Origin of the sequence: Dongia sp. (assembly GCF_041905885.1) — a bacterium.
In the GTDB taxonomy this organism is placed as follows: Bacteria; Pseudomonadota; Alphaproteobacteria; order Dongiales; family Dongiaceae; genus Dongia.
In genome coordinates this window covers 98,608-119,862 of sequence record NZ_JAYRKD010000005.1, presented here as the reverse complement: position 1 = coordinate 119,862, position 21,255 = coordinate 98,608, and the positions used below count along the sequence as shown (strand labels likewise).

Sequence of the window (21,255 nt, the reverse complement as noted above, 5' to 3'; positions counted from 1 at the left end):
GTGGTTGAACCCCGTGCGAGGGATGGTCCTGGCCGTTCTGCTCGCCGCCCTGCCGGCAGTCCTTTCCCCGATCGCGCAAGCCGACGACAAGATCCCGGCCGGCCCGCAGGACGTCGTGCGTCCCGAGGGTGCCATCGTGGTGCCGGAGAAGTTCCTGCGGCGCTGGGATCCCGTCACCGTGTTCTTCGACGCAGACACCGGGCCGGCCGCCGGCGGGCCCGAGGATCATCCGGAGAAATTCTTCTCGCTGTCGCCGCTGCAGCCGGGTGCGGCGACCTGGATCAACGCGCGCACCTTGCAGTTCAAGCCGGCCGAGCCCTGGCCGCCGCTCACCCGATTCACGCTGAAGATCGGCGCGCGCAGCGTCGATCTCGCGACCCTGATGTCGGCGCCGACCGCGAGCACGCCCTCCGACGGCGCCACCGGCCTCGAGCCGGTGAAGTCGATCGCGCTGACTCTGCCCGAGCCGCTCGATGTCGAGGCTTTGTCCCGTCTCATCACCATCGAGCTCAGGCCGCTGCCCGGCGTCGATGCCGAGGCATCGCGCACCCTCACCAACGCCGATTTCGAGGTGAAGACCGTCGAACGCGCCGACCGCAACGCGGCGGCACAATACATCGTCAACCTGCATGACCCGATCCCGGGCGGCACCCGCGCGCTGGTGCATCTGAAACTCTCCCTGGAGAGCGGCCTCGACGGCGGCTTCCAGGACATCGCCTTCTCGACCGCGGAGCCGTTCCGGGTGACCCAGCTCGGCTGCCCGAAGCAGAGCTTCCCGATCCCGCCGTCGGGCGCCCGCTACAACCGCGAAGACGCGATCAAATGCCCGGCCGGCGACCGCAGCATCACCGTCACCTTCTCCGCCGACCTCGCCGCCGTCGGCCCGATCGACGCGCGCAACCTCATTCGCATCTCGCCGCAGGTCGAGGGCGTCTCCTACGCGGTCGTCAACAACCTGCTCTCGGTCTCCGGCAAGTTCACCGCCGGCACGCTCTATCAGCTCCGCCTCGAGCCGGCGGCGCTCAGCGACAAGCAGGGCCGGCCGCTGCAGATGCCGGCGGCGAGCGAAGTCTTCCTCTCCTTCGCCGAGCGCAAGAGCTTCCTCGACTGGCTGAGCAGCAACGGCATCGTCGAGCGCTACGGCCCGCAGATGCTGCCGCTCAAAGGCCGCGGCTTCGAGCAGGTCGACATCCGCATCCACAAGATCGATCCCCTGAACCGCACCTTCTGGCCTTTCCCGAACGAGCCGGTGACGGTGGATGAATCCGCGATCCCGCCGGCCCCGGGCGAGGAGCCGCAGCCCTATACGCAAGCGGCAACTTATATTTCCGCCAGCGAGCTCTCGGCGCAGATCAAGGCGCTGGGCTCGCCGAGCATCTCCGATCTGATCGATCTGCCGCTCCGAAAGGGCGGCGCCGCGGCGAAGTTCGGCATCGACTTGAAGCCCTATTTCGCGCGGATCGGCGGCGCCGACCAGCCCGGCAGCTATCTGGTCGGCATCCGGCGCATCGACAAATCGACCGAGCGCGCCTGGGTCCGGGTGCAGCTGACCGACCTCGGCCTCTCCGCGGTCGACGAGCGCGACCGCGTGCGCTTTGTCGTCACCTCGCTCGCGACCGGCAAGCCGGTGCAGGGCGCCGAGGTGAAGATCGAAGGCGAGGACAGCGGCCGCTGGGTCGAAGCATTCAAAGGTTCGACCGACGCAAACGGTCAGCTCCAATGGATCGCAAAGAAATCCGAAGCGGACTTGGTCAACATCCGTCGGATTGTCGTCACCAAGGATGGCGACACGCTGGTTCTGGATCCGACCCGGGGGCCTGATATCTACGCCGACCAAAATTGGTTGGCCGCCAACGACACCTGGCTCGAATGGACGCAGCAGCTGCAGGACGGCCGCTCCACGCCCGATGCCGACCTGGTCCATATCTTCACCGAACGGCCGATCTACCGGCCTGAAGAGCCGGTCCATATCAAGGGCTACCTCCGCCGCTATGCCGACGGCGCACTCACCTTCGAGAAGCCCAAGGCGACCTTGGTCATCACATCGCCGGACAACGCCGAATGGCGTCGCCCGGTCACCATCAACGATACCGGCAGCTTCTACGATTTCTTCCAGGAGAAGACAGTCGCGACCGGCATCTACACCGTGCGGCTCGAGATCGACACCAGGGACGGCCCGAAGCAGCTCGGCATGGTCGGCTTCAAGAAGGAAGCCTATCGCCTGCCGACCTTCGAGGTGCACTTGAACGGCGCGACCAAGACGCCGTCGGACGCGCCTTTCACCGTCAAGCTCGCCGCGACCTATTATTCCGGCGGCGTGGTTGCGGACCGGCCGGTGCATTGGCGCGTCACCCAGTTCCCCTATGACTGGACCGTCGCCAAGCGCGAAGGCTTCTACTATTCGACCGACTCCCGCTTCTCCGGCATCGGCGAGTTCGCCTCCACCCCGGTGCTGGAGCGCGACGGCACCACCGACGGCGAGGGCGCCGCGAGCCTCGAGCTCAACCCGGCGCTGGAGCCGACCGCGCAGCCGCGCAGCTATGTGGTCGAGGCGACGGTGACCGGCGACGACGACCAGACCGTCACCAGCACCCAGGAGATCGCCGCCCTGCCGCCGTTTGCGATCGGCGTGAAGGTGCCGCGCTACCTGAAGGTGGCCGGCACGGTGCCGGTCGAGGTGCTGCTGCAGGGCCTGGATGATCGCCTGGTCTCCGGCAAGACCGTCAACGTGAAGCTGATGAAGCGGCGCTGGATCTCCCAGCTCCAGGCCGGCGACTTCTCCGAGGGTGCGGCGAAATACGTGACCGAGACCGTGGACGAGTTGGTCTCGGAACAGCCGCTGGTCAGCGGCTTCGAGCCCAGCCGGCTCGACCTCAAGCTCAACGGTGCCGGAGTCTATATCCTGAAGGTCGAAGGCCGCGATGCGCTCGGCCGCGTCCAGCATGTCGCGGTTGACTTCTTCGCCGACGGCGGCGAGCCGGTGACCTGGTCCCGCCCGCCGGCCCAGGTCTTCAAGGTCACTACCGAGAAGTCGGAATACAAGGGCGGCGACACCGCAGTCTTCATCCTGGAGAGCCCATTCCAGAATGCCGAGGCCTTGGCGATCGTCGAGCAGCCCGATGCCCGCATGCGCTACGAGTGGGTCCATGTCCGGAACGGCGTCGGCCGCTACGAATACAAGATCGACGCCACCGACATGCCGCGGCTGCCCGTTCACTTCCTGCTGATGCGCGGCCGCCTGCCGGGCGAGCTGCCGAAGCCGGACGAGCTCGATCTCGGCCGGCCGCAAACCCTCGCGGCCACCAACTGGGTGGTGGTGAAGCCGGTCAAGAACATTGTCAACGTGAAGCTAGACTTCCCGGAAAAGGCGCTGCCCGGCCAGGAGATCACCATGAAGATCTCCCTCTCCGACGACACCGGTGCGCCGCTGGCGGGCGAGGTCACGCTCTGGCTGGTGGACCAGGCGATCCTGGCGCTGGCGGAAGAGCAGCGGCTCGACCCGCTGCCGGAATTCATCGTCGATCGCGGCAGCTACATGAAGCTGCGCGACACCCGCAATCTCATCATCGGCGCGCTGCCGCTGGAAGAGGAGCCCGGCGGCGACGAAGCCCTGGCCGAGCGGAAGTCGCTGTTCGACAACGTGACGGTGCGCAAGAACTTCACCCCGGTGCCCTATTTCAATCCGTCGATCATGGTCCGCTCCGACGGCAAGGCGGAAGTGAAGATCAAGCTCGCGGACTCGCTCTCGATCTTCAAGGTGCGTGCCAAGGCGGTGAACGGCACCAGCCGGTTCGGCTACGCGACCGGCAGCCTCCGCGTCCGCCTGCCGGTCATGGTGCAGCCGAACTTCCCGCGCTTCGTGCGACCCGGCGACCAGTTCAGCCTGGCGGGGCTCGGCCGCCTGATCGAAGGCGAGGGTGGTCCCGGCCGGGTCGAACTGCGCGCCGACGGCCTCGACATCGAAGGCGACGCGAAGCGTGATTTCGACTGGACCGAGAAGCCGGTCCACCTCGACTTCCCGGTCACCGTGCCGACCCCCGGCTATACCAGCGACGGTGAGCTCGCGCGGACTTCGGTCAACGTCACGATGGGCGTCGAGCGCAGCAGCGACCAGTCGCGCGACGCGGTCTCGATCGACCTGCCGATCCGGCCCGACCGCCGCCCGGTCGATCTGCGCGTCCTCGCCGACGTCGTTGCCGGCACGCCCTTCACCGTCCCGGCGATTTCGGAGGAGATTCGCAGCGGCACGCTCAGCCGCGACGTCCTACTCTCGAGCCAGCCCGGCCTGCTGCGCATGGCCGCCGGCCTCGACTATCTGCAGGCCTATCCCTATGGCTGCACCGAGCAGCGGATCAGCCTCGCCCGCGCCGAGCTGGCTTTGCACAAGTTCCGCGACACGCTGATGCTGGGCGGCAAGCTCGACCGCCTCGACCAGGACGTCAGAGACACCCTCGCCTATGTCGAGAAGGCCACCGCCGAGTCCGGCATGGTCTCGTTCTGGCCTGGCTCCAAGCCTTACGTCTTCCTCACCGCCTGGTCGGTGCAGTTCATGGTGGAGGCGCGCGACGCCGGCTTTGCCATCAACGACGCGCTGCTGGAAAAGCAGCTGACCGTGCTGCGGCAATCCCTGCGCTCCGACAACGGCAACCTGATCTCCGGCCTCGAATACTCCGAGCGGGTCTGGGCGCTGACCGCCCTGGCGCAGGCGGGCAAGGCGGACGATGCCTACGCCGCTGAGCTCGCGCGCAAGACCGAGTGGATGAACCTCGAGGCCCTCGCCCAGGTGACCGAGGCGCTCGGCCGTTCGTCCTCCACCGATCCCAAGACCCTCTCCGAGCTGACGGCGAAGACCTGGGCCGGCATCGTGCTCCGGCTCTACCAGGGCAAGGAGATCTATGGCGGGCTGCAGAGCAACGCCGTCGCCGGCGATCGCCTGATCATCCCCTCGGAAACCCGCACGGTCGCGCAGGTCCTGCAGGCGGTGGCGACCGGTGGCGACGAGCCCAAGAAGCAGCTGCTGGTGAATGCGCTGGTGACGCTTGGCCGCGGCGACGGCTGGGGCACCACCAACGCCAATGCCGAGGCTTTGCTCGCGCTGGCGAGATTCATCGAGAACCAGCCGGCGAGCGCGCCGGTCCAGGCGGTCGAGGTCGCGGTCGGCGATGCGGCCGCTGCCAAGGTCGAGGTCGGCGGCGACCAGGTGATGCGGCGATTGCCGGATACCGGCGTCGCCAAGCTCAGCTTCACCGCGCCCGGCCCGCAGCCGGTCGGCGTCATGGTCGAGGCGAAGTATGTGCCGCTGGCCGACGGCAGCCAGGAAGCGCCCCATGCCGAAGGCTTCGTGGTCAGCCGCGAAGTGCACCAGATCCAGCCGGGCGACGCGCCGGCCAACAAGACCGCGTTGGACGCCGCCGGCAAGACCATCACCTTCAAGGTCGGCGAGATCGACGAGGACCGGGTCGAGCTGGTGAATGCGATGGACCGCAACCACGTTGCGATCGTGATCCCGCTCGCCGCCGGCATGGAGCCGATGAACCCGGCGCTGGCGACCGCGCCGCCCGAGGCGAAGCCGACCGGCGAGACCACCTTGGCGCCGTCCTACGTCGCCTTCCTGGACGACCACGTGGCCTATTTCTACGACACTTTGCCGAAGGGCACCTATCGCTTCGCCTTCCGCACCCGGGCGCTCATTCCCGGCAGCTTCATCCAGCCGGCGGCCACCGCCGAGATGATGTATGACGGCAGCGTCAACGGGAACTCCGCCGGCGCGAAGATTGTGATCGTTCCGGCTGATGCGCAATAAACGGCGCATCGTTGCTGCGGGCGGCGTGGCCGCCCTGGCGCTTGGCGCCTGGGGCTGGTTCAGTGCCTTGCTGGTTGCACCGGCGCCGACGCCGATCCTGCTCGACCGCAACGGCGGCTTCATGGCGCAGATCGCCGCGCCGGACGACGCCGGCTACGGCTATTGGGAGATCGCCGAACTGCCGCCGCGCGTCGTCGCCGCGACCGTGGCGCTGGAGGACCGGCGCTTCTGGTGGCATCCCGGCGTCGATCCGGTCGCCGTCGCCCGCGCGGCCTGGCAGAACGTCACCACCGGCGACCGCGTCTCCGGCGCCTCGACCCTGGCGATGCAGGTCGCGCGCATGCAGGACCCGGCGGCGCGCAGCTATTTCAACAAGGCGCGCGAAGCCTCGGCGGCGCTGTTCATGACGCTGCGCTACGGCCGCGAGGCGGTGCTGCGGCAGTATCTGAAGCTGGCGCCCTACGGCAACGGCAGCCACGGCATCGCCCATGCCGCGCGCTTCTATTTCGACAAGCCGGTCGCCGATCTCTCCTGGGCCGAGATCGCCTTCCTCGCGGCGATCCCGCAGGCGCCGAGCCGGATGAACCCGCTGCTGCTCGACGGCCGCGCCGATGCGATCGCCCGCGGCCACCGCATTCTCGACGCGCTCGCCGCGAACCGCGTCATCACCGAGACCGAGCATGCGCTGGCCACGGCGCAGCTCGACGACCTGCCGCTGCTCGACCGCCATACCCGGCCGGAGAATGCGCTGCACGCGATCCTGAACCTGCAGCGCATGATCGCGCCCGCGGACGTGAAGCTGACCGACCCGCGCCTCGTCACCACCATCGCCCGCGACATCCAGCACGACGTCGAAACGACCACCCGGTTCTATCTCGACCGCTGGAAGAAGTCGGGCGCCGAGCAGATCGCCGCCGTGGTGGTCAATGTCGAGACCGGCGAGGTCCTGTCCTGGGTCGGCTCCACCGGCTATTTCCAGACCGGCACCGGTGCCATCGACTTCGTGCAGACCCAGCGCTCGCCGGGCAGCGCGCTGAAGCCCTTCATCTATGCCCTGGCGCTGGATCGCGGGGCCATCGCCCCCGAGACCCCGCTGCTGGACACCGCCTACAGCGCCGGCATCATCGCCAATGCCGACCGCGCCTTTCTCGGCGTGATGACGCCGCGCCGGGCGCTGGCCAATTCGCGCAACGTGCCGGCCGCCAATCTCACCAAGGCGATCGGCCTCGACGAGACCTTCCTCTATCTCCGTCTGCTCGGCGTCAACCAGGCGGAGCGGCCGGCCGCCTATTACGGTCTCTCGCTCTCGGTCGGCGGGCTGCCGACGACGCTCGACAAGCTGACCCGCGCCTATCTCGCGCTGGCCGATGATGGCGTGATGCGCGACCTGGTTTGGCTGCGCAACGCGAAGCGCGAAGCCGGCACGAGGGTGATGTCGGTGGATGCCGCGCGGCTGGTGACGCAGTTCCTGGCCGATCCTTCGGCGCGGCTGCCGAGCTTCCCGCGCATGGGCTCGACCGAGTATCCCTTTCCGGTCGCGATCAAGACCGGCACCTCGCAGGGCTATCGCGATGCCTGGACCATGGCCTATTCGCGCAAATACCTGGTCGGGGTCTGGATCGGGCGCTCCGATGCCGGGCCGATGCGCGACGTGACCGGGGCGGGGAGTGCGGCCGAGGTGGTGCGCGCCATCCTGCTGAAGCTCCACGGCGACGTCGCCGATGCCGGGGCCATGGCCTTCCCGGCGCCGCCGGGCTATCGACTGGATCGCGCGAAAATGCCGGAATGGACCGAGACGGCCGCCAAACCCGTTGCCGCGGTGGATCCGCAGACTCTCGCCGAGCTCACGCCGCCGGACCACGCAGCCGAGGTGGTGACCGTGATCAGCCCGCGCAACAACATGCGGGTGATCCGCAACCCGGAACTGCCGGCCGATCTCGCCAGCCTGCCGCTGAAGGCCACTTTCCCCACCGGTGTCACCGAGGTGGTCTGGTATGTGGACGGCAAGCCCTTCCTGGTGGCGCAAGGGGAGACGGCCGCCCGCTGGCCGCTCCAGCCCGGAATCCACACCTTCGAAGCCAAGATCCCCTATCGGGGCCTGAGCTCCACCCCCGTCACCATCAAGGTCGAGTAGCCCTACACTTCCGTCCTGCTTCGCCTTAAATATGAGGAAGCAGCGGAGGACCAGATTTGCAGACTTCTCTCGTGATCCTGATCGTCGGCCTCGCCATCCTGGCGGCCCTTGTCTTCGACCTTTGGCTGGACAGCCGGCAGATCCGCTGGATCCGCGGCCATCGCGCCGCCGTGCCGGCGGCCTTTGCCGGCAGGATCGCGCTGGACGAGCACCAGAAGGCGGTCGATTACTCGATCGAGAAGCTGCAGCTGGCGCGGATCGATTCCGTCGCCGGCTCGGCGCTTACCGCCCTGCTGCTGATCGGCGGGTTGTTCGCCGTCTTCGAGCGCACGATCACCGATCTCGCCGGTACCGGCTATCTCGCCGGCCTGCTGCTGGCGGGGGTACTGCTGCTGACCTATGCGGTGGTGGAGCTGCCGTTCTCGATCTGGCGCACGTTCAAGATAGAGCAGAAATTCGGCTTCAACCGCACCACGCCGGGTCTGTTCATCGCCGACATGGCGAAGGGGGCCGCGGTCGGCATCGTGCTCGGCGCGCCTTTCATCCTGGCGATCGACTTCATCCTGCGCCATGTCGGCGCCTATTGGTGGCTGGCGGGCTGGGGCCTCTATATCGGCTTCAACCTCGTCATGCTGCTGATCATCCCGACCTTCGTCATGCCGCTGTTCAACAAGCTGGAGCCGATCGACGATGCCTCGCTGCGCGGCAAGATCGAGACCCTGCTCGCCCGCTGCGGCTTCCGCTCCAAGGGCCTCTTCAAGATGGACGCCAGCAAGCGCTCCGGCCACGGCAACGCCTTCTTCACCGGCTTCGGCCCGTCGAAGCGGATCGTGCTCTTCGACACCATCATCGCCAGCCTCTCGGCCGCAGAGCTCGAAGCGGTGCTGGCCCACGAGCTCGGCCATTTCAAGCTGAAGCATATCGCCAAGCGCATGCTGATGATGCTGGTCACCAGCCTGATCGGCTTCGCGGTGATCGGCTGGCTGATCGCGCAGCCCTGGTTCACGGCGGCGTTCGGCGTCTCATCGGCAATGCCGCTCAGCGGCCTGATCCTCGCGCTCCTTGTGCTCCCAGCCTTCACCGGCTGGCTCAGCGGCTTCTCAAACTGGCGCTCGCGGGTGCATGAGTTCGAGGCCGATGCCTATGCCGCCGACCAGACCAACGGCGCCGATCTCGCCTCCGCCTTGCTGAAGCTGCACAAGGACAACGCGGCGCCGAGCACCACCGACCCGATCTACTCGACGTTCAAGCATTCGCATCCGCCGACCGCGGAGCGGATCGCCCGGCTGCAGACCGCCTGACCTATTCCTTCACCGCGCCGGTCATCGACGAGACGTAGTAGTCCACGAAGAACGAGTACAGAATCACCACCGGCAGCGACCCGAACAGCGCGCCCGCCATCAGCGCGCCCCATTCATAGACATCGCTCCGCACCAGCTCGGTCAGGACGCCGACCGGCACCGTCTTGTTCTCCGAGGACTGGATGAAGGTGAGGGCGTAGATGAACTCGTTCCAGGAGAGGGTGAAGGCGAAGATGCCGGCCGAGATCAGGCCCGGCACCGAGAGCGGCAGGATGATCTTCCACAGGATCTGCAGCCGGGTCGCGCCGTCGATCAGCGCGCATTCCTCGAGCTCGTAGGGGATCGAGCGGAAATAGCCCATCAGCAGCCAGGTGCAGAACGGGATCAGGAAGGTCGGGTAGGTGAGGATCAGCGCCCATTTGCTGTCGTAGAGCCCGAGCTTGAACACCATGAACGCGAGCGGGATGAACAGGATCGAGGGCGGCACCAGATAGGCGAGGAAGATGCCGAGGCCCACCTGCCGCGATCCCTTGAACCGCAGCCGCTCGATCGCATAGGCGCCGAACACCGCGGCGAAGATCGAGAGGAAGGTCGCTGCCGCCGAGATGATGATCGTGTTCCAGAGCCAGGGCAGGTAGGAGGTCTCGAACAGCAGGTAGCGGATATGCTCCAGCGTCGGCTTCACCACCCAGAACGGGCTGTAATTCTCGTAGTCGGTGAGCTGCTCGTTCGGCTTCACCGCCGTGATGGTCATCCAGTAGAACGGGAACAGCAGCACGAAGATGAAGACCGCCAGCGGCAGGTAGAGCGTCACCAGCCGCCGCGGCGTCCTTTCGAGATAGGTGGCGCCGCCCTCGTCGTGCTTCTTCCTGCCCATGGTCTCGGTCGCGGCCATCAGTCGCGCCCTCCCTGCTGCCATTTGCGCCGCTGCAGGCCGAAATAGCTGAACAGAATGGCCGAGAGCAGGAAGGGGATCATGGCGATGGCAATGGCCGCGCCTTCACCAAGATGCCCGCCCGGGATCGCCCGCTGGAAGGAAAGCGTCGCCATCAGATGCGTGGCGTTGACCGGGCCGCCGCGGGTCAGCACGTAGATCAGCTGGAAATCGGTGAAGGTGAACAACACCGAGAAGGTCATCACCACCGCGATGATCGGGGTTAGCATCGGCAGGGTGACATGGCGCAGCCGCTGCCAGGAATTGGCGCCGTCCAGCATCGCCGCCTCGTAGAGCGAGGGCGGGATGGTCTGGAGCCCGGCCAGCAGCGTGATCGCCACAAAGGGGATGCCGCGCCAGACATTGGCGGCGATCACCGAAGCCCGAGCAAGCGTAGGATCGCCGAGGAAGTTGATCGGGCTGTCGATGATGCCGAGCTTCATCAGCGACCAGGAGAGGATCGAGAACTGCGCGTCGTAGATCCACCAGAAGGCGATGGCCGAGAGCACGGTCGGAACCACCCAGGGCAGCAGCACGATCGCGCGGAAGAAGGCCTTGAACGGCAGCCGCTCGTTCAGGATCAGCGCCAGCCAGAGGCCGAGCGCGAATTTGAGAGCCGAGGCCACCACGGTGTAGAGCACCGTGTTGAAGACCGAGAGCCAGAAGACGGAATCCGACCAGAGATACTCGTAATTCTCCAGCCCGACGAAGACGCCTTCGCGGCCGATCTGGGTGTCGGTGAAGCCCAGCCAGACGCCGAGCCCCAGCGGATAGGTGAGGAAGAGCAGCAGGATGACCGCCGCCGGCAGCAGGAAGATCGCGCCGAGGACGTTGCGGTTCTCCAGGAGGTGCAGGCCGCGGCGCTCGTTCTGCGTGTTCGAGATGGTCGTCGAGGTCATTTCTGACTTTCAAATTTTGTCGTCATGGTCCGCGTAGGCGGACCATCCACGAGTTGTTTTGTCGCTGGCAAACTCGTGGATGGTCGGCCTTCGCCGACCATGACGATCGAGAAGAAACGACCAGCGAGACTAGCCCGCTGGTCGTGCATCGAACAATCAGCTCTTGTAATATCGCTTCGCGCGCTGCTCGGCGCGGGCGATGGCGTCTTCCGGCGAACGCTGGCCGGTGACCGCTTCCGCGAACATGTCGACCAGCACGTAATCCGCCATCACGCCGGCCGAGGCTGGCCCGAGCGGACCGGCATAGCCGTTGGTGCGCAGCGTCTCCGATGCCTTGGCATAGGGCGCAAAGACCGGATCGGCGGTCCAGATCTTGTTGGCCGCATAGGCCTTCAGGGTCTGGCAGCAATAGGCGCTGGAGGCCTCGATCCAGGGATCCATCTGCGGCTGCTCGAACATGTATTGCAGATAGCGCATCGCCGCCTTCGGGTACTTGGTGTACTTGAAGATCACCGCCGAGGTGACCTGGTAGAGCTCGGCGGCCTGGCCGCTCGGGCCGATCGGGAAGGGGGTCGAACCGATGTCGGCCGCGATTTCGGCCAGGGCCGGATCCTTCTTCGCCGCATAATAGACCGAGACGCCGTTGGCGATCAGCGAGACCTGGTTCGCCAGGAAGGCGCGGTTGTTGTTGACGTCGAGCCAGCTTTCCGTGCCCGGCACGAAGTTCTTGTAGAGCTCGCTCGCATACTTGACGGCTTCCAGCGTCTCCGGGCTGTTGATCGTGACGTTACCCTGCTCGTCGACCATCTTGCCGCCATGGCTCCAGAGCAGCCAATGGGCGTAGTTGTTGCCGTCGCCGACGCCGTGGCCGTGGGTGAAGCCGGCACCGAGGCCATTCTTCTTCAGTCCCTCGACCAGCTTCAGGAAGCCGGCAGTGTCCTTCGGAAACTCGTCGAAGCCGGCGGCCTTCATCAGGCTCTTGCGATAGACCACCGCGTTGCCGATGGTCGCGAGCGGCAGGCCGACGAACTTGCCGTCGCGCGTGGCATAAGACTTAGGCCCGTCATACCAGCCGCCGTACTTGCCGCCGAGATAGTCGGCGAGCTCGGTCACGTCCAGCAGCTTGTCGGGATACTGGTGCGGGTCGTCGAACCAGACCCACATGATGTCCGGGCCGGAGCCGACATTGGCGGCGACCGCGGCCTTGGGGCGGATGTCCTCCCAGCTCTCCTTGTCGATCCGGACCTGGATGCCGGTCTCCTTGGTGAATTTCTCGGTGTTCGCCAGCCAGGCCTTCTCGTCGCCCTCGACGAAGGGCGACCAGCGGGTCACGCGCAACGTCGCGCCTTCCTCCGGCGTGATCTTCATATCCTGCGCCGAAGCCGGGTTTCCGCCGAGCAGCCTGGCGCCCACCGCGCCGGCGGCAAGCCCTGCCGTGCCATGCACCAGCTGCCGCCGCGTGAGTCTGAACTTCGTCATGACGTTTCCTCCGTGTGAATTGTTCTTGGGACGGATCGAGAGGGAGCACGCGTTCCCGCGCGCAAGCGGATGGCCGACGAAGCTCCTCCCGAAATTCGTTGTCGTGGCTGGCGGTCTCTTCGACGGACCTTCGTGCAAAGCAATTCAGTTCGACCGGCTTCTGTTCCGCTTGCACCGGCACTCCTCTGAAAGCGCTGTCATTTTAACCGGAATCCGATGACCGGGATCAAGCCCTAAAAGCTGCGCTGCGCTGAAACCAATGCCGACTTTGGTCGGACTTGAAATGTGGGATCAAAGGGTTATCGGACAGCGTCGCCGAGCCGGCGGGCCAGTTCGTCTAAGATCGGCACTTGGCCCGGCTGGATGCGCTTCCGCGCCTCGCCGAGGCCAAACCAGGCGGCCCGATCGACCTCTGCAAATGCCTGCGTCCTGCCCGATTTTGGCGGCCATTCCATTTCGAACAGGTTGCTGGTGATCCGCTCGACGTCGAGATTCTGCTCGACTGCGAAGGCGTGGATCACCTTGCGGCTCGGTTGCTTCAGAGGCGTGAGGGCCAGCGCCTCACCCTCCACGCGCGTGCCGATCTCCTCGGCGAACTCGCGGCGCGCGGCGGCGAGCGGCGCTTCGTCTTCCAGGAACTCGCCCTTCGGGATCGACCAGGCGCCGAGGTCTTTCCTCGCCCAGAGCGGCCCGCCGGGATGGGCCAGCAGGACCTCGAGCCCCGCCTCGCCCCGGCGGTATAGCAGCAATCCGGCGCTTTGCTTCGGCATGGCCCCGCTATTAAGGATTAAGGCAACCGGGCGCGTTCCGACTCACCTTTTCGTCACCGCCCATCGCGGAAATTTGCGCCATAATAGTGGCCAATTCCGCCGCGATCTCGGCGTTCCTCAGGAGTGATGCGCATGTTCCGGGTTTCCTCTCTCCGCGCCGCGGCGATTGCCGCCGTCATCGCGCTGTCCGGTAGCCCCTCAGCCGCAAGTGCGCAGGATTCCACGATGCAGGATGCGCAGAAGCAGGCCGTGGAAGGAATCGGCAAGCTGCTCGAGGCTTTGCAGATGTTCGTGAAGTCGGTGCCGCAATATTCGGCGCCCGAAGTGCTGCCGAACGGCGACATCATCATCCGCCGCGTTCCCCAGAAGCCGGAACCGGCGCCGGAAAAGCCGCAGACCGACGACGACACCAGCAGCACCTGAAATCAGGCCGGTGCGATCTGCGTCCGGCGTTGCTGGGTCGCCGCGGCGTGGATCGCGACCGCGATCACGTTCGGAACCCAGGACGTATAGGCGAGCCAAGGCGACATCGCCGCATAGCTTTCATAGCCGAGCGCAAACCCGATCGGGATCTGCAGGCGCAGGGTCACCGCGGCGAAAGTCATCGCATAGCTGAACCGCATCAGCAGGCGGTGCAGCGCAAAGCGACGCCGAACCGCCGCCCGCCACGCCGCCAGGGTGACGGCGATCCACAGCACTGCGAGCAGGCCGAAGCCGAAGCCCGCGACCGGACCGCCGCTGGCGTGAAACGCGGTGAACAGCCCGGCCGTCCCGGCGATGACGCAGGCGGCAACATAGACCCGGCCCGACCGGCGATGAAAACGCGGATGCCGGGCACGCAGGTTCGGCAGGAACTGGAATACGCCGAGCAGGAGCGCCACCGGCGCCACCAGCATGTGGATCAGGGCGCGCAGCGGAAACTGCTCGACCACGCCGCGGATGGCGGCATCGATCCCCGGCCAGGCTCCGAACGGCGCGGCGGCGAAGCGCAGGGAATAGAGCGCGACGCCGCTGGCGAGCAGCAGCATCGCGCCCATGCCGATGCGGGAAACACGCTGGCCCATGGCCGTCCTCCGGGCTACAATCTGAACACTGTCAAGCAGGATAGGGATCAATTTGAACACTGTCAAGATTACGCGCGGCAAGCGGCCGGCGCGGCGCGGCTATCACCACGGCGATCTTCGGGCGGCGCTCGTCGCCGCCGCGGAAGCGCTGGTGGTCGAGCGCGGGGTGGATGGCTTCACCTTGCGCGAGGCGGCGCGCCGCGCCGGGGTCTCGCCGGCCGCACCCGCGCACCACTTCAAGGACATGCGCGGCCTGTTGACCGAGGTGGCGCTGCTCGGCTTCCGCGATTTCGCCGATGCGCTGGAGGAAGCGGATCGGCGCGGCGGCGCGGATCCGCTGCTTCGCCTGCGCGAGCAGGGTGCCGCCTATGTCGCCTTCGCTCTGCAATTCCCGGGGCGCTTCCTGCTGATGTTCCGGCACGACAAGCACGACAAGGACAGCGCGGAATTCGTCGCCGAGGCGCGGCGAGCCTACCGGGTTCTGGAAGACGCGGTGCGCGCCGCCACCGGCGTGGCGCCCGGCGCCGCGCTGGCCGCGGACGGGCGGGGCTTCCTGCTGGCCACCTGGTCGATCGTCCACGGCTTCGCCCATCTGGCGCTGGGCGGCGAGCTCGGCCAGGCGCCGGAAACGAAGAAGGGCAGAGGCGCGATACTGGAAACGCTGTTGCCTGCTATGCTCCAACATCTGCCGAGATTGAAGTAAGACAAGATGACGTCAATTCCCGACCGCGACTCCCTCAACGCCTTCTGCGAGCATGTCGACATCCGGATCCCGGGCAAGCCCGGCGGGCCGCTCGCCGGGCTTGGCTTCGCGGCCAAGGACATCTTCGACGTCGCAGGACATACCTGCTGCTGCGGCAATCCCGATTGGCTGGCGAGCCATGCGCCGGCGACCCGCACCGCGCCGGTGATCAGCCGTTTGGTCGAGGCGGGCGCCACGATGGTCGGCAAGACCATCACCGACGAGCTCGCCTACAGCCTCAACGGCCAGAACTTCCATTACGGCACGCCCAGGAACGGCGGTGCGCCCGATCGCATCCCCGGCGGCTCCTCCTCGGGTTCGGTCTCGGCGGTCGCCAACGGGGCTGCGGATTTTGCGCTGGGCTCGGATACCGGTGGCTCGGTGCGCATCCCCGCCTGTCTCAACGGAATCTGCGGCATCCGCCCGACCCATGGCGCCACCGATCTCAGCGGGGTGATGCCGTTGGCGCCGAGCTTCGACACGGTCGGCTGGTTCGCGCGCGACTCGGCGCTGCTGGCCAAGGTCGGCGATGTGCTGCTGCCGGAGGATCGCGTCCCGGGACCGCTCGGTCCCGGCGTCCTGGTTCCGACCGATGCCTGGGCGCTGGCGGATCCGGAAGTGCGCGCGGTCTTGTGGGCTGCGCTCGATCGCCTGGTCTTGCCGCCGCGGCAGGAGATCGACCTGGCCGGGCCGACCGGCGGGCTCGACGCCTGGCGCGTGACCTTCCGCGCCATCCAGATGCGCGAGATCTGGGCGCAGCACGGTGCCTGGATCGAAAGCCGCAAACCCGCCTTCGGCCCGGAGATCGCCGAACGCTTCGCGCTGGCCAAGGAGACCGCCGCCAAGCCCGATCAGGGCGAGGTGAAGCTGCGTGAGGAAATCCGTTCGCTGGTGGATGAATACTTGGCCAACGGTGCGGTGATGGTGATCCCGACCGCAGCCGACATCGCGCCGCTGAAGACCCAGACGTCAGCGGAATCCCTCCGCTTCCGCGACCGCACGCTCAGCCTGACCTCGATCTCCAACCTGACCGGCGTCCCGCAGATTCAGATTCCGGTCGGCCGCGTCCACGGCGCACCGGTCGGGCTCTCCTTCATCTCGGCCCGCGGCAGCGACCGCGCGCTGCTGCGGTTCGCCGCCGACGTGGCGCAGCGGCTTTCTTGACCGCTCACTCAAAACGGGTACCGTGCTAAAGGGATTGGCGTGGACACCATCGAGTATCCGTACAAGCCGAAACCCGAGCTGATGTACAGGGGCTTCTTCTTCTTTGGCGCCGGCTCCATCCTGCTCGCCTGGACGGCGGATCACAATAAGAACGGCCTTGTCCTAAACGGGATCATCCACCTGGATCCCCACGGTGCGACGCTCTTCTACTGGGGCCTCACCGCAGTCTGCGCGCTCGTCGCTGCGACCGCACTCATGATGAGCTTGTTCGGACTATTCAGCAGTCAGGTTCTAAGCGTCAGCGAGACGGTCCTCTCGGCGCCGAAGTGGCTCCTTTCGCCGGCCAACACGGTCATACCGCTCTCGAGCATTACGCGGTTGGAACTCAAGTCGGTGCGCAACCAGCACTTCCTTAGCGTCCATCACCATGAGGGCAAGCTGACGATCACAGCGGCGAATCTACCGAACGCTGAGGCGTTTGGACTTGTCTGCGCGCGGCTTGCCGACCGCCACCACCTGGGCGGCGCCTTGCCGGACGCCGAGCCTCTGGCCTACACGCAGGCCCCGCTGCAAGGTCAGCCGTTCACCCGGCCCGAAGGCGAGAAGGCCGGCCTCTTGAGAGTATTATTGGTGGTCGCGGTCTTTGCGGTCCTTCTCTTTACAGCGCTTGGAGTTATCGCGCTGCTAAAGATGGCCTGGGCTCAGCTGTCGTAAGACAGGATCGTGCTGAACGGCACGTTCAGCCGTTCGCGCCCGGCGAGGAAGGTGAGTTCGATGATCGAGGCAGCACCGACGACATCGCCGCCGACCTGGCGCAGCAGCTGGATCGCCGCCGCCATGGTGCCGCCGGTCGCCAGCAGGTCGTCCAGCACCACCACGCGCTCGCCCGGCTCGATCGCGTCGGCCTGCACCTCGACCACGTCCTGGCCGTATTCGAGGTCGTAGTGGTGGCGAATGACCTCGCCCGGCAGCTTGCCGCGCTTCCGCACCATCACGAAGCCGATGCCCAAGAGATAGGCGAGGGGGGCGGAGACCAGGAAGCCGCGGCTCTCGATCCCGACCAGCTTGTGCGGCTTCAGGGGTTCGATCGCGGTCTTCAGCCGATCGACGGTCTCGCGCCAGGCCTCGGGGTTCAGCAAGAGGGTCGAGATGTCGTAGAACAGGATTCCCGGTTTCGGGAAATCCGGGACGTGCCGGACATGCGCCTTCAGGTCGAATTCTGGCTTCATCGCGAAATCCCGGTCAGGAGAATAGGCCCGGTGGAAATGCGCCGGGCGCAGGCTGTATAAGCCATTTGTCGGTGTTGTCAAAGCTCGCGGGAGGGTACGGGAACGGCATGGCGAAGGCCCAGAAGATCGACAAGATGGACCTCAAGATCCTGTCCGTGCTGCAGGCCGACGGGCGGATGAGCAACACCGAGCTCGCCGCCAAGGTCGGGCTCTCGGCCAGCCCCTGCCATACGCGGCAGCGCGATCTCGAGAAGCAGAAGGTGATCCGCGGTTACCGCGCCGACATCGACATGGCCAGGCTCACCGACTATGTCGAGATCCTGAGCTTCGTCACCCTGCACAAGCATGGCCGCGCCCAGCAGGGCGCCTTCGAGACCCTGATCCAAGAGACGCCGCAAGCCATCGCCTGCTACCAGATCTCCGGTAATTTCGACTACATCGTCCACTTCATTTGCCGGAGCGTCGGCGACTACGTCTCGCTGCACAACGAGCTCATCGAGCAGGAGCCGAATATCGCCTCGGTCACCACCAACGTCATCATGGCCGAGACCAAGAAGTTCGCCGGCTACCCGGTGAAGGAACTGGTCGAGCCGGCGGCGGCGAAGGACGCCTGAGAACGCGAGCAGAAGAATCTCCCGATTTTCGCCCTTAACCTTGGTAAATCTCCTGGTCGGGGCGGCAAAATCGGCAGCAAGCCCCTGGCTTTCCACACTATTTTAACCCCTAGATCAGATGATGATCGCCGCTTCGGACCGGTGGAAACGCCGCTCTCGGGCGGCGTTTCTCTTTAGAGCCTGAAATCGACCAACCTCCAGCGCACGAAGTGGAAAAATAACGAGAGATGAAGAACAACCTCGCCAAGGTCGCCCGCAGCCGTTCCGCCAATACCCCCGCCACCATTACTACGGCTGTGGCCAATTCGAATGTGAAGCTGGTTGCCCAGCCCCACGCCCTGGCGCCGAATCATTCCCGGATCATCTCTTATCTCGAGGCCCATAAGCCCGCGACGCCCTGCCTGGTGGTCGATCTCTCGATCGTCGCCGGCAAGTACGGCGATCTCCGCGCGGCACTCCCGGCCGCGGAAATCTTCTATGCGGTGAAGGCCAACCCGGCGCCGGAGATCCTCGGCCGCCTGGTTGCGCTCGGCTCCAGCTTCGACACCGCCTCGGCCGGCGAGATCCGCCAGGTGCTGGCCGCCGGTGCCAAGCCAGCCCAGATCTCCTTCGGCAACACCATCAAGAAGCCGGCCGACATCGCCTTCGCGCATTCGGCGGGCGTCGATCTGTTCGCCTTCGATTCCGCGGCCGAGCTCGCCAAGATCGCCGAGCACGCGCCGGGTGCGCGGGTCTTCTGCCGCATCCTGGTCGAAGCCGAAGGCGCACTCTGGCCGCTCAACAGGAAGTTCGGCTGCGCCCCCGCGATGGCCGCCGACCTGCTGGTCGCGGCCGCGTCGCAGGGCCTGAAGCCGGTCGGCGTCTCCTTCCATGTCGGCTCGCAGCAGCTCGACCCGACGCAGTGGGGTGCCGCCATCGCCAACGCGAAGTTCGTGTTCGACCGCGCGGCCGAGCAGGGCGTCACCTTGACCCTGATCGATCTCGGCGGCGGTTTCCCGGCGACCTATGGCCCGGGCGTCCCGACCGTGGCCGCCTACGGCGCCGCCATCCAGCGCGCGCTCAAAGCCAGCTTCGGCGCCAAGCTGCCGGAAATCATCATCGAGCCGGGCCGCTACATGGTCGGCGATGCCGGTGTGCTCGAGACCGAGGTCGTTCTGGTCTCGCAGAAGTCCTATGAGGACGACCGCCGCTGGGTCTATCTCGACGTGGGCCGTTTCGGCGGCCTCGCCGAAGTGGAGGGCGAGGCGATCCGCTACCGCATCCGCCCGGTGGCCGAGAGCCAGGCGCCGGAAGCCCCGGTCGTGCTCGCCGGCCCGACCTGCGATTCCGCGGACATCCTCTACGACAAGGCCGGCTATACCCTGCCGTCCGACCTGGCCAGCGGCGACCGGCTCCGGCTCTACTCGACCGGCGCCTACACGACCACCTATTCCGCGGTCAATTTCAACGGCTTCGACCCCTTGCGGGCGATTTACATCTAAGCCTTTCGGAACGGCCGCGCCGGCTCCAGGTTGAGACCTGGGGCTGGTCGCGGCCGTCTTTGCCATGCCATAGTCTTGCCCCTGGTTGAGACAATACGGGCATAGCGATGCGGCGCCGAAATTCCCAGATCCTGGCGGCTTTGAGCCTCGCGGCGGCGCTCGACGCGCAAGTCGCGCAAGCCGGGGCGCAGCGCCCGATCATCGGCCAATGGTGCGGCGTCGACGACTACGTGATCAATGTCGCCGCCGACGGCATTTTCTTCCATCCGCGCCGGGGTTTCTACTCGCCGCCCGCGATCGATGTCAGCGTTGGCCAGGACAGCGCCAGCTACAGCCAGCGCTACGAGTCGATGCAGGTGACCGTCAGCTGCACTTTAGTCGTGACCGCCATGCAGGCGGCGACCGAGACCTGCGACAATCCGGAAGAGAGCTTCTATCCCAAGCAGGGCGAAACGGCGGAGCTGCACCGCTGCCTGCCGAAGCTGGAACCGAGCGTCTGATCGCGAGATGGCCGATCCAGGATGGGTGAAAGCGGGGTCCGGTGACCACGGGCAGGTCTGTCAGTTCGGCGGCGGCTGGACATTAGCCCATGCCACCGCGCTCAACGCGGAACTCTCGGCTCTGAAGCTCCGGCCGGACGCCGTCACCTTCGACCTCTCGGCGGTCGAAGTGATGGACACGGTCGGGGCCTGGCTGATCTTGCGGACGGCCGAGGCCGCCGCCGGAGAGGGCGCCAAGGTTCACTGGATCGAGCCGCCGGAGGCGGTGCTGCCGCTGTTCAAGCGCGTGCTCGAAGCCGGTGCCGCGCCGGAGGCGCAGCGCAGCCGCCGCGTCCTCTTCCTCGACTGGCTGGCCGATCTTGGCGCCGCCACGGAAAGCGTGGGCAAGGACTCGCTCGACCTCATCGCCTTCTTCGGGGCGCTGGTCGAGACCTTCGGCCGCATCATCGCCAGGCCCAGGCGCCTGCGCTGGGTCTCGGTGGTCTCGCATATCGAGCGCACCGGTTTGAACGCCCTGCCGATCGTCGGCATGATCTCCTTCCTGGTCGGCGTCGTGCTGGCCTTCCAGGGTGCCGATCAGCTCCGCCGCTTCGGCGCCCAGGTCTTCACCGTCAACATGGTCGGCATCTCGGTGCTGCGCGAGATGGGCATCCTGCTGACCGCGATCGTGGTCGCCGGCCGCTCCGGCTCCGCCTTCACCGCCGAGATCGGCGCCATGCAGGTGAACGAGGAGGTGGATGCCTTGCGCGTCACCGGCCTCGACCCGATGGAAGTCCTGGTGGCGCCGCGGGTGCTGGCATTGATGATCTCGCTGCCGCTGCTGACCTTCTTCGCCGATATCATGGGCCTGCTCGGCGGCGGCATCATGGCGGTGACCCTGATCGACATCAGCTTCGGCCAGTACTGGCGGATCCTGAACAGCGCGGTCAGCCTCAACACCTTCCTGGTCGGCCTGGTGAAGGCGCCGGTCTTCGCGCTGCTGATCGCCCTGGTCGGCTGCTTCGAGGGTCTGCGCGTCTCCGGCTCGGCGGAAAGCGTCGGCCGCCTGACCACGCGCTCGGTGGTCGAAGGCATCTTCCTGGTGATCGTCTTCGACGCCTTCTTCTCCGTCCTCTTCTCTTACATCGGATTCTAGACCGCC

17 protein-coding genes are annotated in these 21,255 nt (G+C 66.3%); 11 read left to right on the top strand and 6 right to left on the bottom strand.

The genetic code is table 11. From position 1 onward, the window contains the following. The first annotated feature begins 22 nt into the window (after window positions 1-22). The 3 genes from ACH2CY_RS06825 to ACH2CY_RS06815 are packed head-to-tail and all read left to right on the top strand — an operon-like array spanning window position 23 to window position 9,238. A complete protein-coding gene (locus ACH2CY_RS06825; RefSeq protein WP_395017427.1) occupies window positions 23-5,803 on the top strand; it encodes an alpha-2-macroglobulin in 5,781 nt (1,926 codons plus the stop codon). Beyond that, window positions 5,793-7,937, top strand: a complete 2,145-nt coding sequence (locus tag ACH2CY_RS06820) for a transglycosylase domain-containing protein (RefSeq protein ID WP_395017425.1) — start codon at window positions 5,793-5,795, stop codon at window positions 7,935-7,937. The genes ACH2CY_RS06825 and ACH2CY_RS06820 overlap by 11 nt, the downstream gene beginning before the upstream one ends. 56 nt (window positions 7,938-7,993) lie before the next feature. Next, window positions 7,994-9,238: a M48 family metallopeptidase gene (locus tag ACH2CY_RS06815; RefSeq protein ID WP_395017422.1), complete on the top strand. Its 1,245-nt coding sequence runs from the start codon at window positions 7,994-7,996 to the stop codon at window positions 9,236-9,238. 1 nt (window position 9,239) lies between these two features. On the opposite strand, the gene ACH2CY_RS06810 is transcribed toward ACH2CY_RS06815, so the two are convergent. The 4 genes from ACH2CY_RS06810 to ACH2CY_RS06795 form a co-directional block, all read right to left on the bottom strand. Beyond that, on the bottom strand, window positions 9,240-10,133 hold the full coding sequence (locus ACH2CY_RS06810; RefSeq protein ID WP_395017420.1) for a carbohydrate ABC transporter permease: 894 nt from the start codon (window positions 10,131-10,133) through the stop codon (window positions 9,240-9,242). Beyond that, window positions 10,133-11,071 carry a carbohydrate ABC transporter permease gene (locus tag ACH2CY_RS06805; RefSeq protein ID WP_395017417.1) on the bottom strand — a complete coding sequence of 313 codons (939 nt, stop codon included), beginning with the start codon at window positions 11,069-11,071 and terminating at the stop codon, window positions 10,133-10,135. The genes ACH2CY_RS06810 and ACH2CY_RS06805 overlap by 1 nt, the downstream gene beginning before the upstream one ends. A gap of 156 nt (window positions 11,072-11,227) precedes the next feature. Next, window positions 11,228-12,550, bottom strand: a complete 1,323-nt coding sequence (locus ACH2CY_RS06800) for an ABC transporter substrate-binding protein (RefSeq protein WP_395017414.1) — start codon at window positions 12,548-12,550, stop codon at window positions 11,228-11,230. Between the two features lie 299 nt (window positions 12,551-12,849). Beyond that, window positions 12,850-13,320 carry an NUDIX domain-containing protein gene (locus tag ACH2CY_RS06795; RefSeq protein WP_395017411.1) on the bottom strand — a complete coding sequence of 157 codons (471 nt, stop codon included), beginning with the start codon at window positions 13,318-13,320 and terminating at the stop codon, window positions 12,850-12,852. A gap of 132 nt (window positions 13,321-13,452) precedes the next feature. Here ACH2CY_RS06795 and ACH2CY_RS06790 point away from each other — a divergent pair, with 132 nt between their 5' ends. After that, a complete protein-coding gene (locus tag ACH2CY_RS06790; protein WP_395017409.1) occupies window positions 13,453-13,743 on the top strand; it encodes a hypothetical protein in 291 nt (96 codons plus the stop codon). A gap of 2 nt (window positions 13,744-13,745) precedes the next feature. On the opposite strand, the gene ACH2CY_RS06785 is transcribed toward ACH2CY_RS06790, so the two are convergent. Then, window positions 13,746-14,384 (bottom strand): DUF2306 domain-containing protein, encoded by a 639-nt coding sequence (locus ACH2CY_RS06785; protein WP_395017407.1) that lies wholly within the window; start codon window positions 14,382-14,384, stop codon window positions 13,746-13,748. Between the two features lie 52 nt (window positions 14,385-14,436). On the opposite strand from ACH2CY_RS06785, the gene ACH2CY_RS06780 reads away from it, so the two are divergent. Genes ACH2CY_RS06780 through ACH2CY_RS06770 form a run of 3 tightly spaced genes read left to right on the top strand, consistent with a single transcriptional unit; the run spans window position 14,437 to window position 17,004 of the window. Beyond that, entirely contained in the window at window positions 14,437-15,087 is a 651-nt protein-coding gene (locus tag ACH2CY_RS06780) for a TetR/AcrR family transcriptional regulator (protein WP_395017404.1), read from the top strand. A gap of 6 nt (window positions 15,088-15,093) precedes the next feature. Continuing rightward, the gene (locus tag ACH2CY_RS06775; protein ID WP_395017401.1) at window positions 15,094-16,290 is read left to right on the top strand and encodes an amidase; all 1,197 of its coding nucleotides are present in this window, start codon (window positions 15,094-15,096) and stop codon (window positions 16,288-16,290) included. Between the two features lie 39 nt (window positions 16,291-16,329). After that, window positions 16,330-17,004: a hypothetical protein gene (locus ACH2CY_RS06770; protein ID WP_395017398.1), complete on the top strand. Its 675-nt coding sequence runs from the start codon at window positions 16,330-16,332 to the stop codon at window positions 17,002-17,004. Here the strand turns inward: ACH2CY_RS06770 and ACH2CY_RS06765 are convergent. After that, on the bottom strand, window positions 16,992-17,519 hold the full coding sequence (locus tag ACH2CY_RS06765) for an adenine phosphoribosyltransferase (protein ID WP_395017396.1): 528 nt from the start codon (window positions 17,517-17,519) through the stop codon (window positions 16,992-16,994). The genes ACH2CY_RS06770 and ACH2CY_RS06765 overlap by 13 nt on opposite strands. Window positions 17,520-17,626: 107 nt before the next feature. Here ACH2CY_RS06765 and ACH2CY_RS06760 point away from each other — a divergent pair, with 107 nt between their 5' ends. The 4 genes from ACH2CY_RS06760 to ACH2CY_RS06745 all read left to right on the top strand — a co-directional run bounded on the left by ACH2CY_RS06760 (window position 17,627) and on the right by ACH2CY_RS06745 (window position 21,249). Continuing rightward, window positions 17,627-18,133: an Lrp/AsnC family transcriptional regulator gene (locus tag ACH2CY_RS06760; RefSeq protein WP_395017393.1), complete on the top strand. Its 507-nt coding sequence runs from the start codon at window positions 17,627-17,629 to the stop codon at window positions 18,131-18,133. Window positions 18,134-18,360: 227 nt separating this feature from the next. After that, the gene (locus tag ACH2CY_RS06755) at window positions 18,361-19,614 is read left to right on the top strand and encodes a type III PLP-dependent enzyme (RefSeq protein ID WP_395017390.1); all 1,254 of its coding nucleotides are present in this window, start codon (window positions 18,361-18,363) and stop codon (window positions 19,612-19,614) included. A gap of 107 nt (window positions 19,615-19,721) precedes the next feature. Next, a complete protein-coding gene (locus tag ACH2CY_RS06750) occupies window positions 19,722-20,114 on the top strand; it encodes a hypothetical protein (protein WP_395017387.1) in 393 nt (130 codons plus the stop codon). A 7-nt stretch (window positions 20,115-20,121) separates the two neighbouring features. Beyond that, window positions 20,122-21,249 carry an MlaE family lipid ABC transporter permease subunit gene (locus ACH2CY_RS06745; protein ID WP_395017383.1) on the top strand — a complete coding sequence of 376 codons (1,128 nt, stop codon included), beginning with the start codon at window positions 20,122-20,124 and terminating at the stop codon, window positions 21,247-21,249. The last annotated feature ends 6 nt before the right edge of the window (window positions 21,250-21,255 follow it).

What these genes read in the sequence shown, in the direction of transcription:
- ACH2CY_RS06825 (WP_395017427.1), top strand. Translation starts at nt 23, where the DNA reads ATGGTCCTGGCCGTTCTGCTCGCCGCCCTGCCGGCAGTCCTTTCCCCG.
- ACH2CY_RS06820 (WP_395017425.1), top strand. Translation starts at nt 5,793, where the DNA reads ATGCGCAATAAACGGCGCATCGTTGCTGCGGGCGGCGTGGCCGCCCTG.
- ACH2CY_RS06810 (WP_395017420.1), bottom strand. Translation starts at nt 10,133, where the DNA reads ATGGCCGCGACCGAGACCATGGGCAGGAAGAAGCACGACGAGGGCGGC.
- ACH2CY_RS06805 (WP_395017417.1), bottom strand. Translation starts at nt 11,071, where the DNA reads ATGACCTCGACGACCATCTCGAACACGCAGAACGAGCGCCGCGGCCTG.
- ACH2CY_RS06800 (WP_395017414.1), bottom strand. Translation starts at nt 12,550, where the DNA reads ATGACGAAGTTCAGACTCACGCGGCGGCAGCTGGTGCATGGCACGGCA.
- ACH2CY_RS06795 (WP_395017411.1), bottom strand. Translation starts at nt 13,320, where the DNA reads ATGCCGAAGCAAAGCGCCGGATTGCTGCTATACCGCCGGGGCGAGGCG.
- ACH2CY_RS06790 (WP_395017409.1), top strand. Translation starts at nt 13,453, where the DNA reads ATGTTCCGGGTTTCCTCTCTCCGCGCCGCGGCGATTGCCGCCGTCATC.
- ACH2CY_RS06785 (WP_395017407.1), bottom strand. Translation starts at nt 14,384, where the DNA reads ATGGGCCAGCGTGTTTCCCGCATCGGCATGGGCGCGATGCTGCTGCTC.
- ACH2CY_RS06775 (WP_395017401.1), top strand. Translation starts at nt 15,094, where the DNA reads ATGACGTCAATTCCCGACCGCGACTCCCTCAACGCCTTCTGCGAGCAT.
- ACH2CY_RS06765 (WP_395017396.1), bottom strand. Translation starts at nt 17,519, where the DNA reads ATGAAGCCAGAATTCGACCTGAAGGCGCATGTCCGGCACGTCCCGGAT.
- ACH2CY_RS06760 (WP_395017393.1), top strand. Translation starts at nt 17,627, where the DNA reads ATGGCGAAGGCCCAGAAGATCGACAAGATGGACCTCAAGATCCTGTCC.
- ACH2CY_RS06755 (WP_395017390.1), top strand. Translation starts at nt 18,361, where the DNA reads ATGAAGAACAACCTCGCCAAGGTCGCCCGCAGCCGTTCCGCCAATACC.
- ACH2CY_RS06750 (WP_395017387.1), top strand. Translation starts at nt 19,722, where the DNA reads ATGCGGCGCCGAAATTCCCAGATCCTGGCGGCTTTGAGCCTCGCGGCG.
- ACH2CY_RS06745 (WP_395017383.1), top strand. Translation starts at nt 20,122, where the DNA reads ATGGCCGATCCAGGATGGGTGAAAGCGGGGTCCGGTGACCACGGGCAG.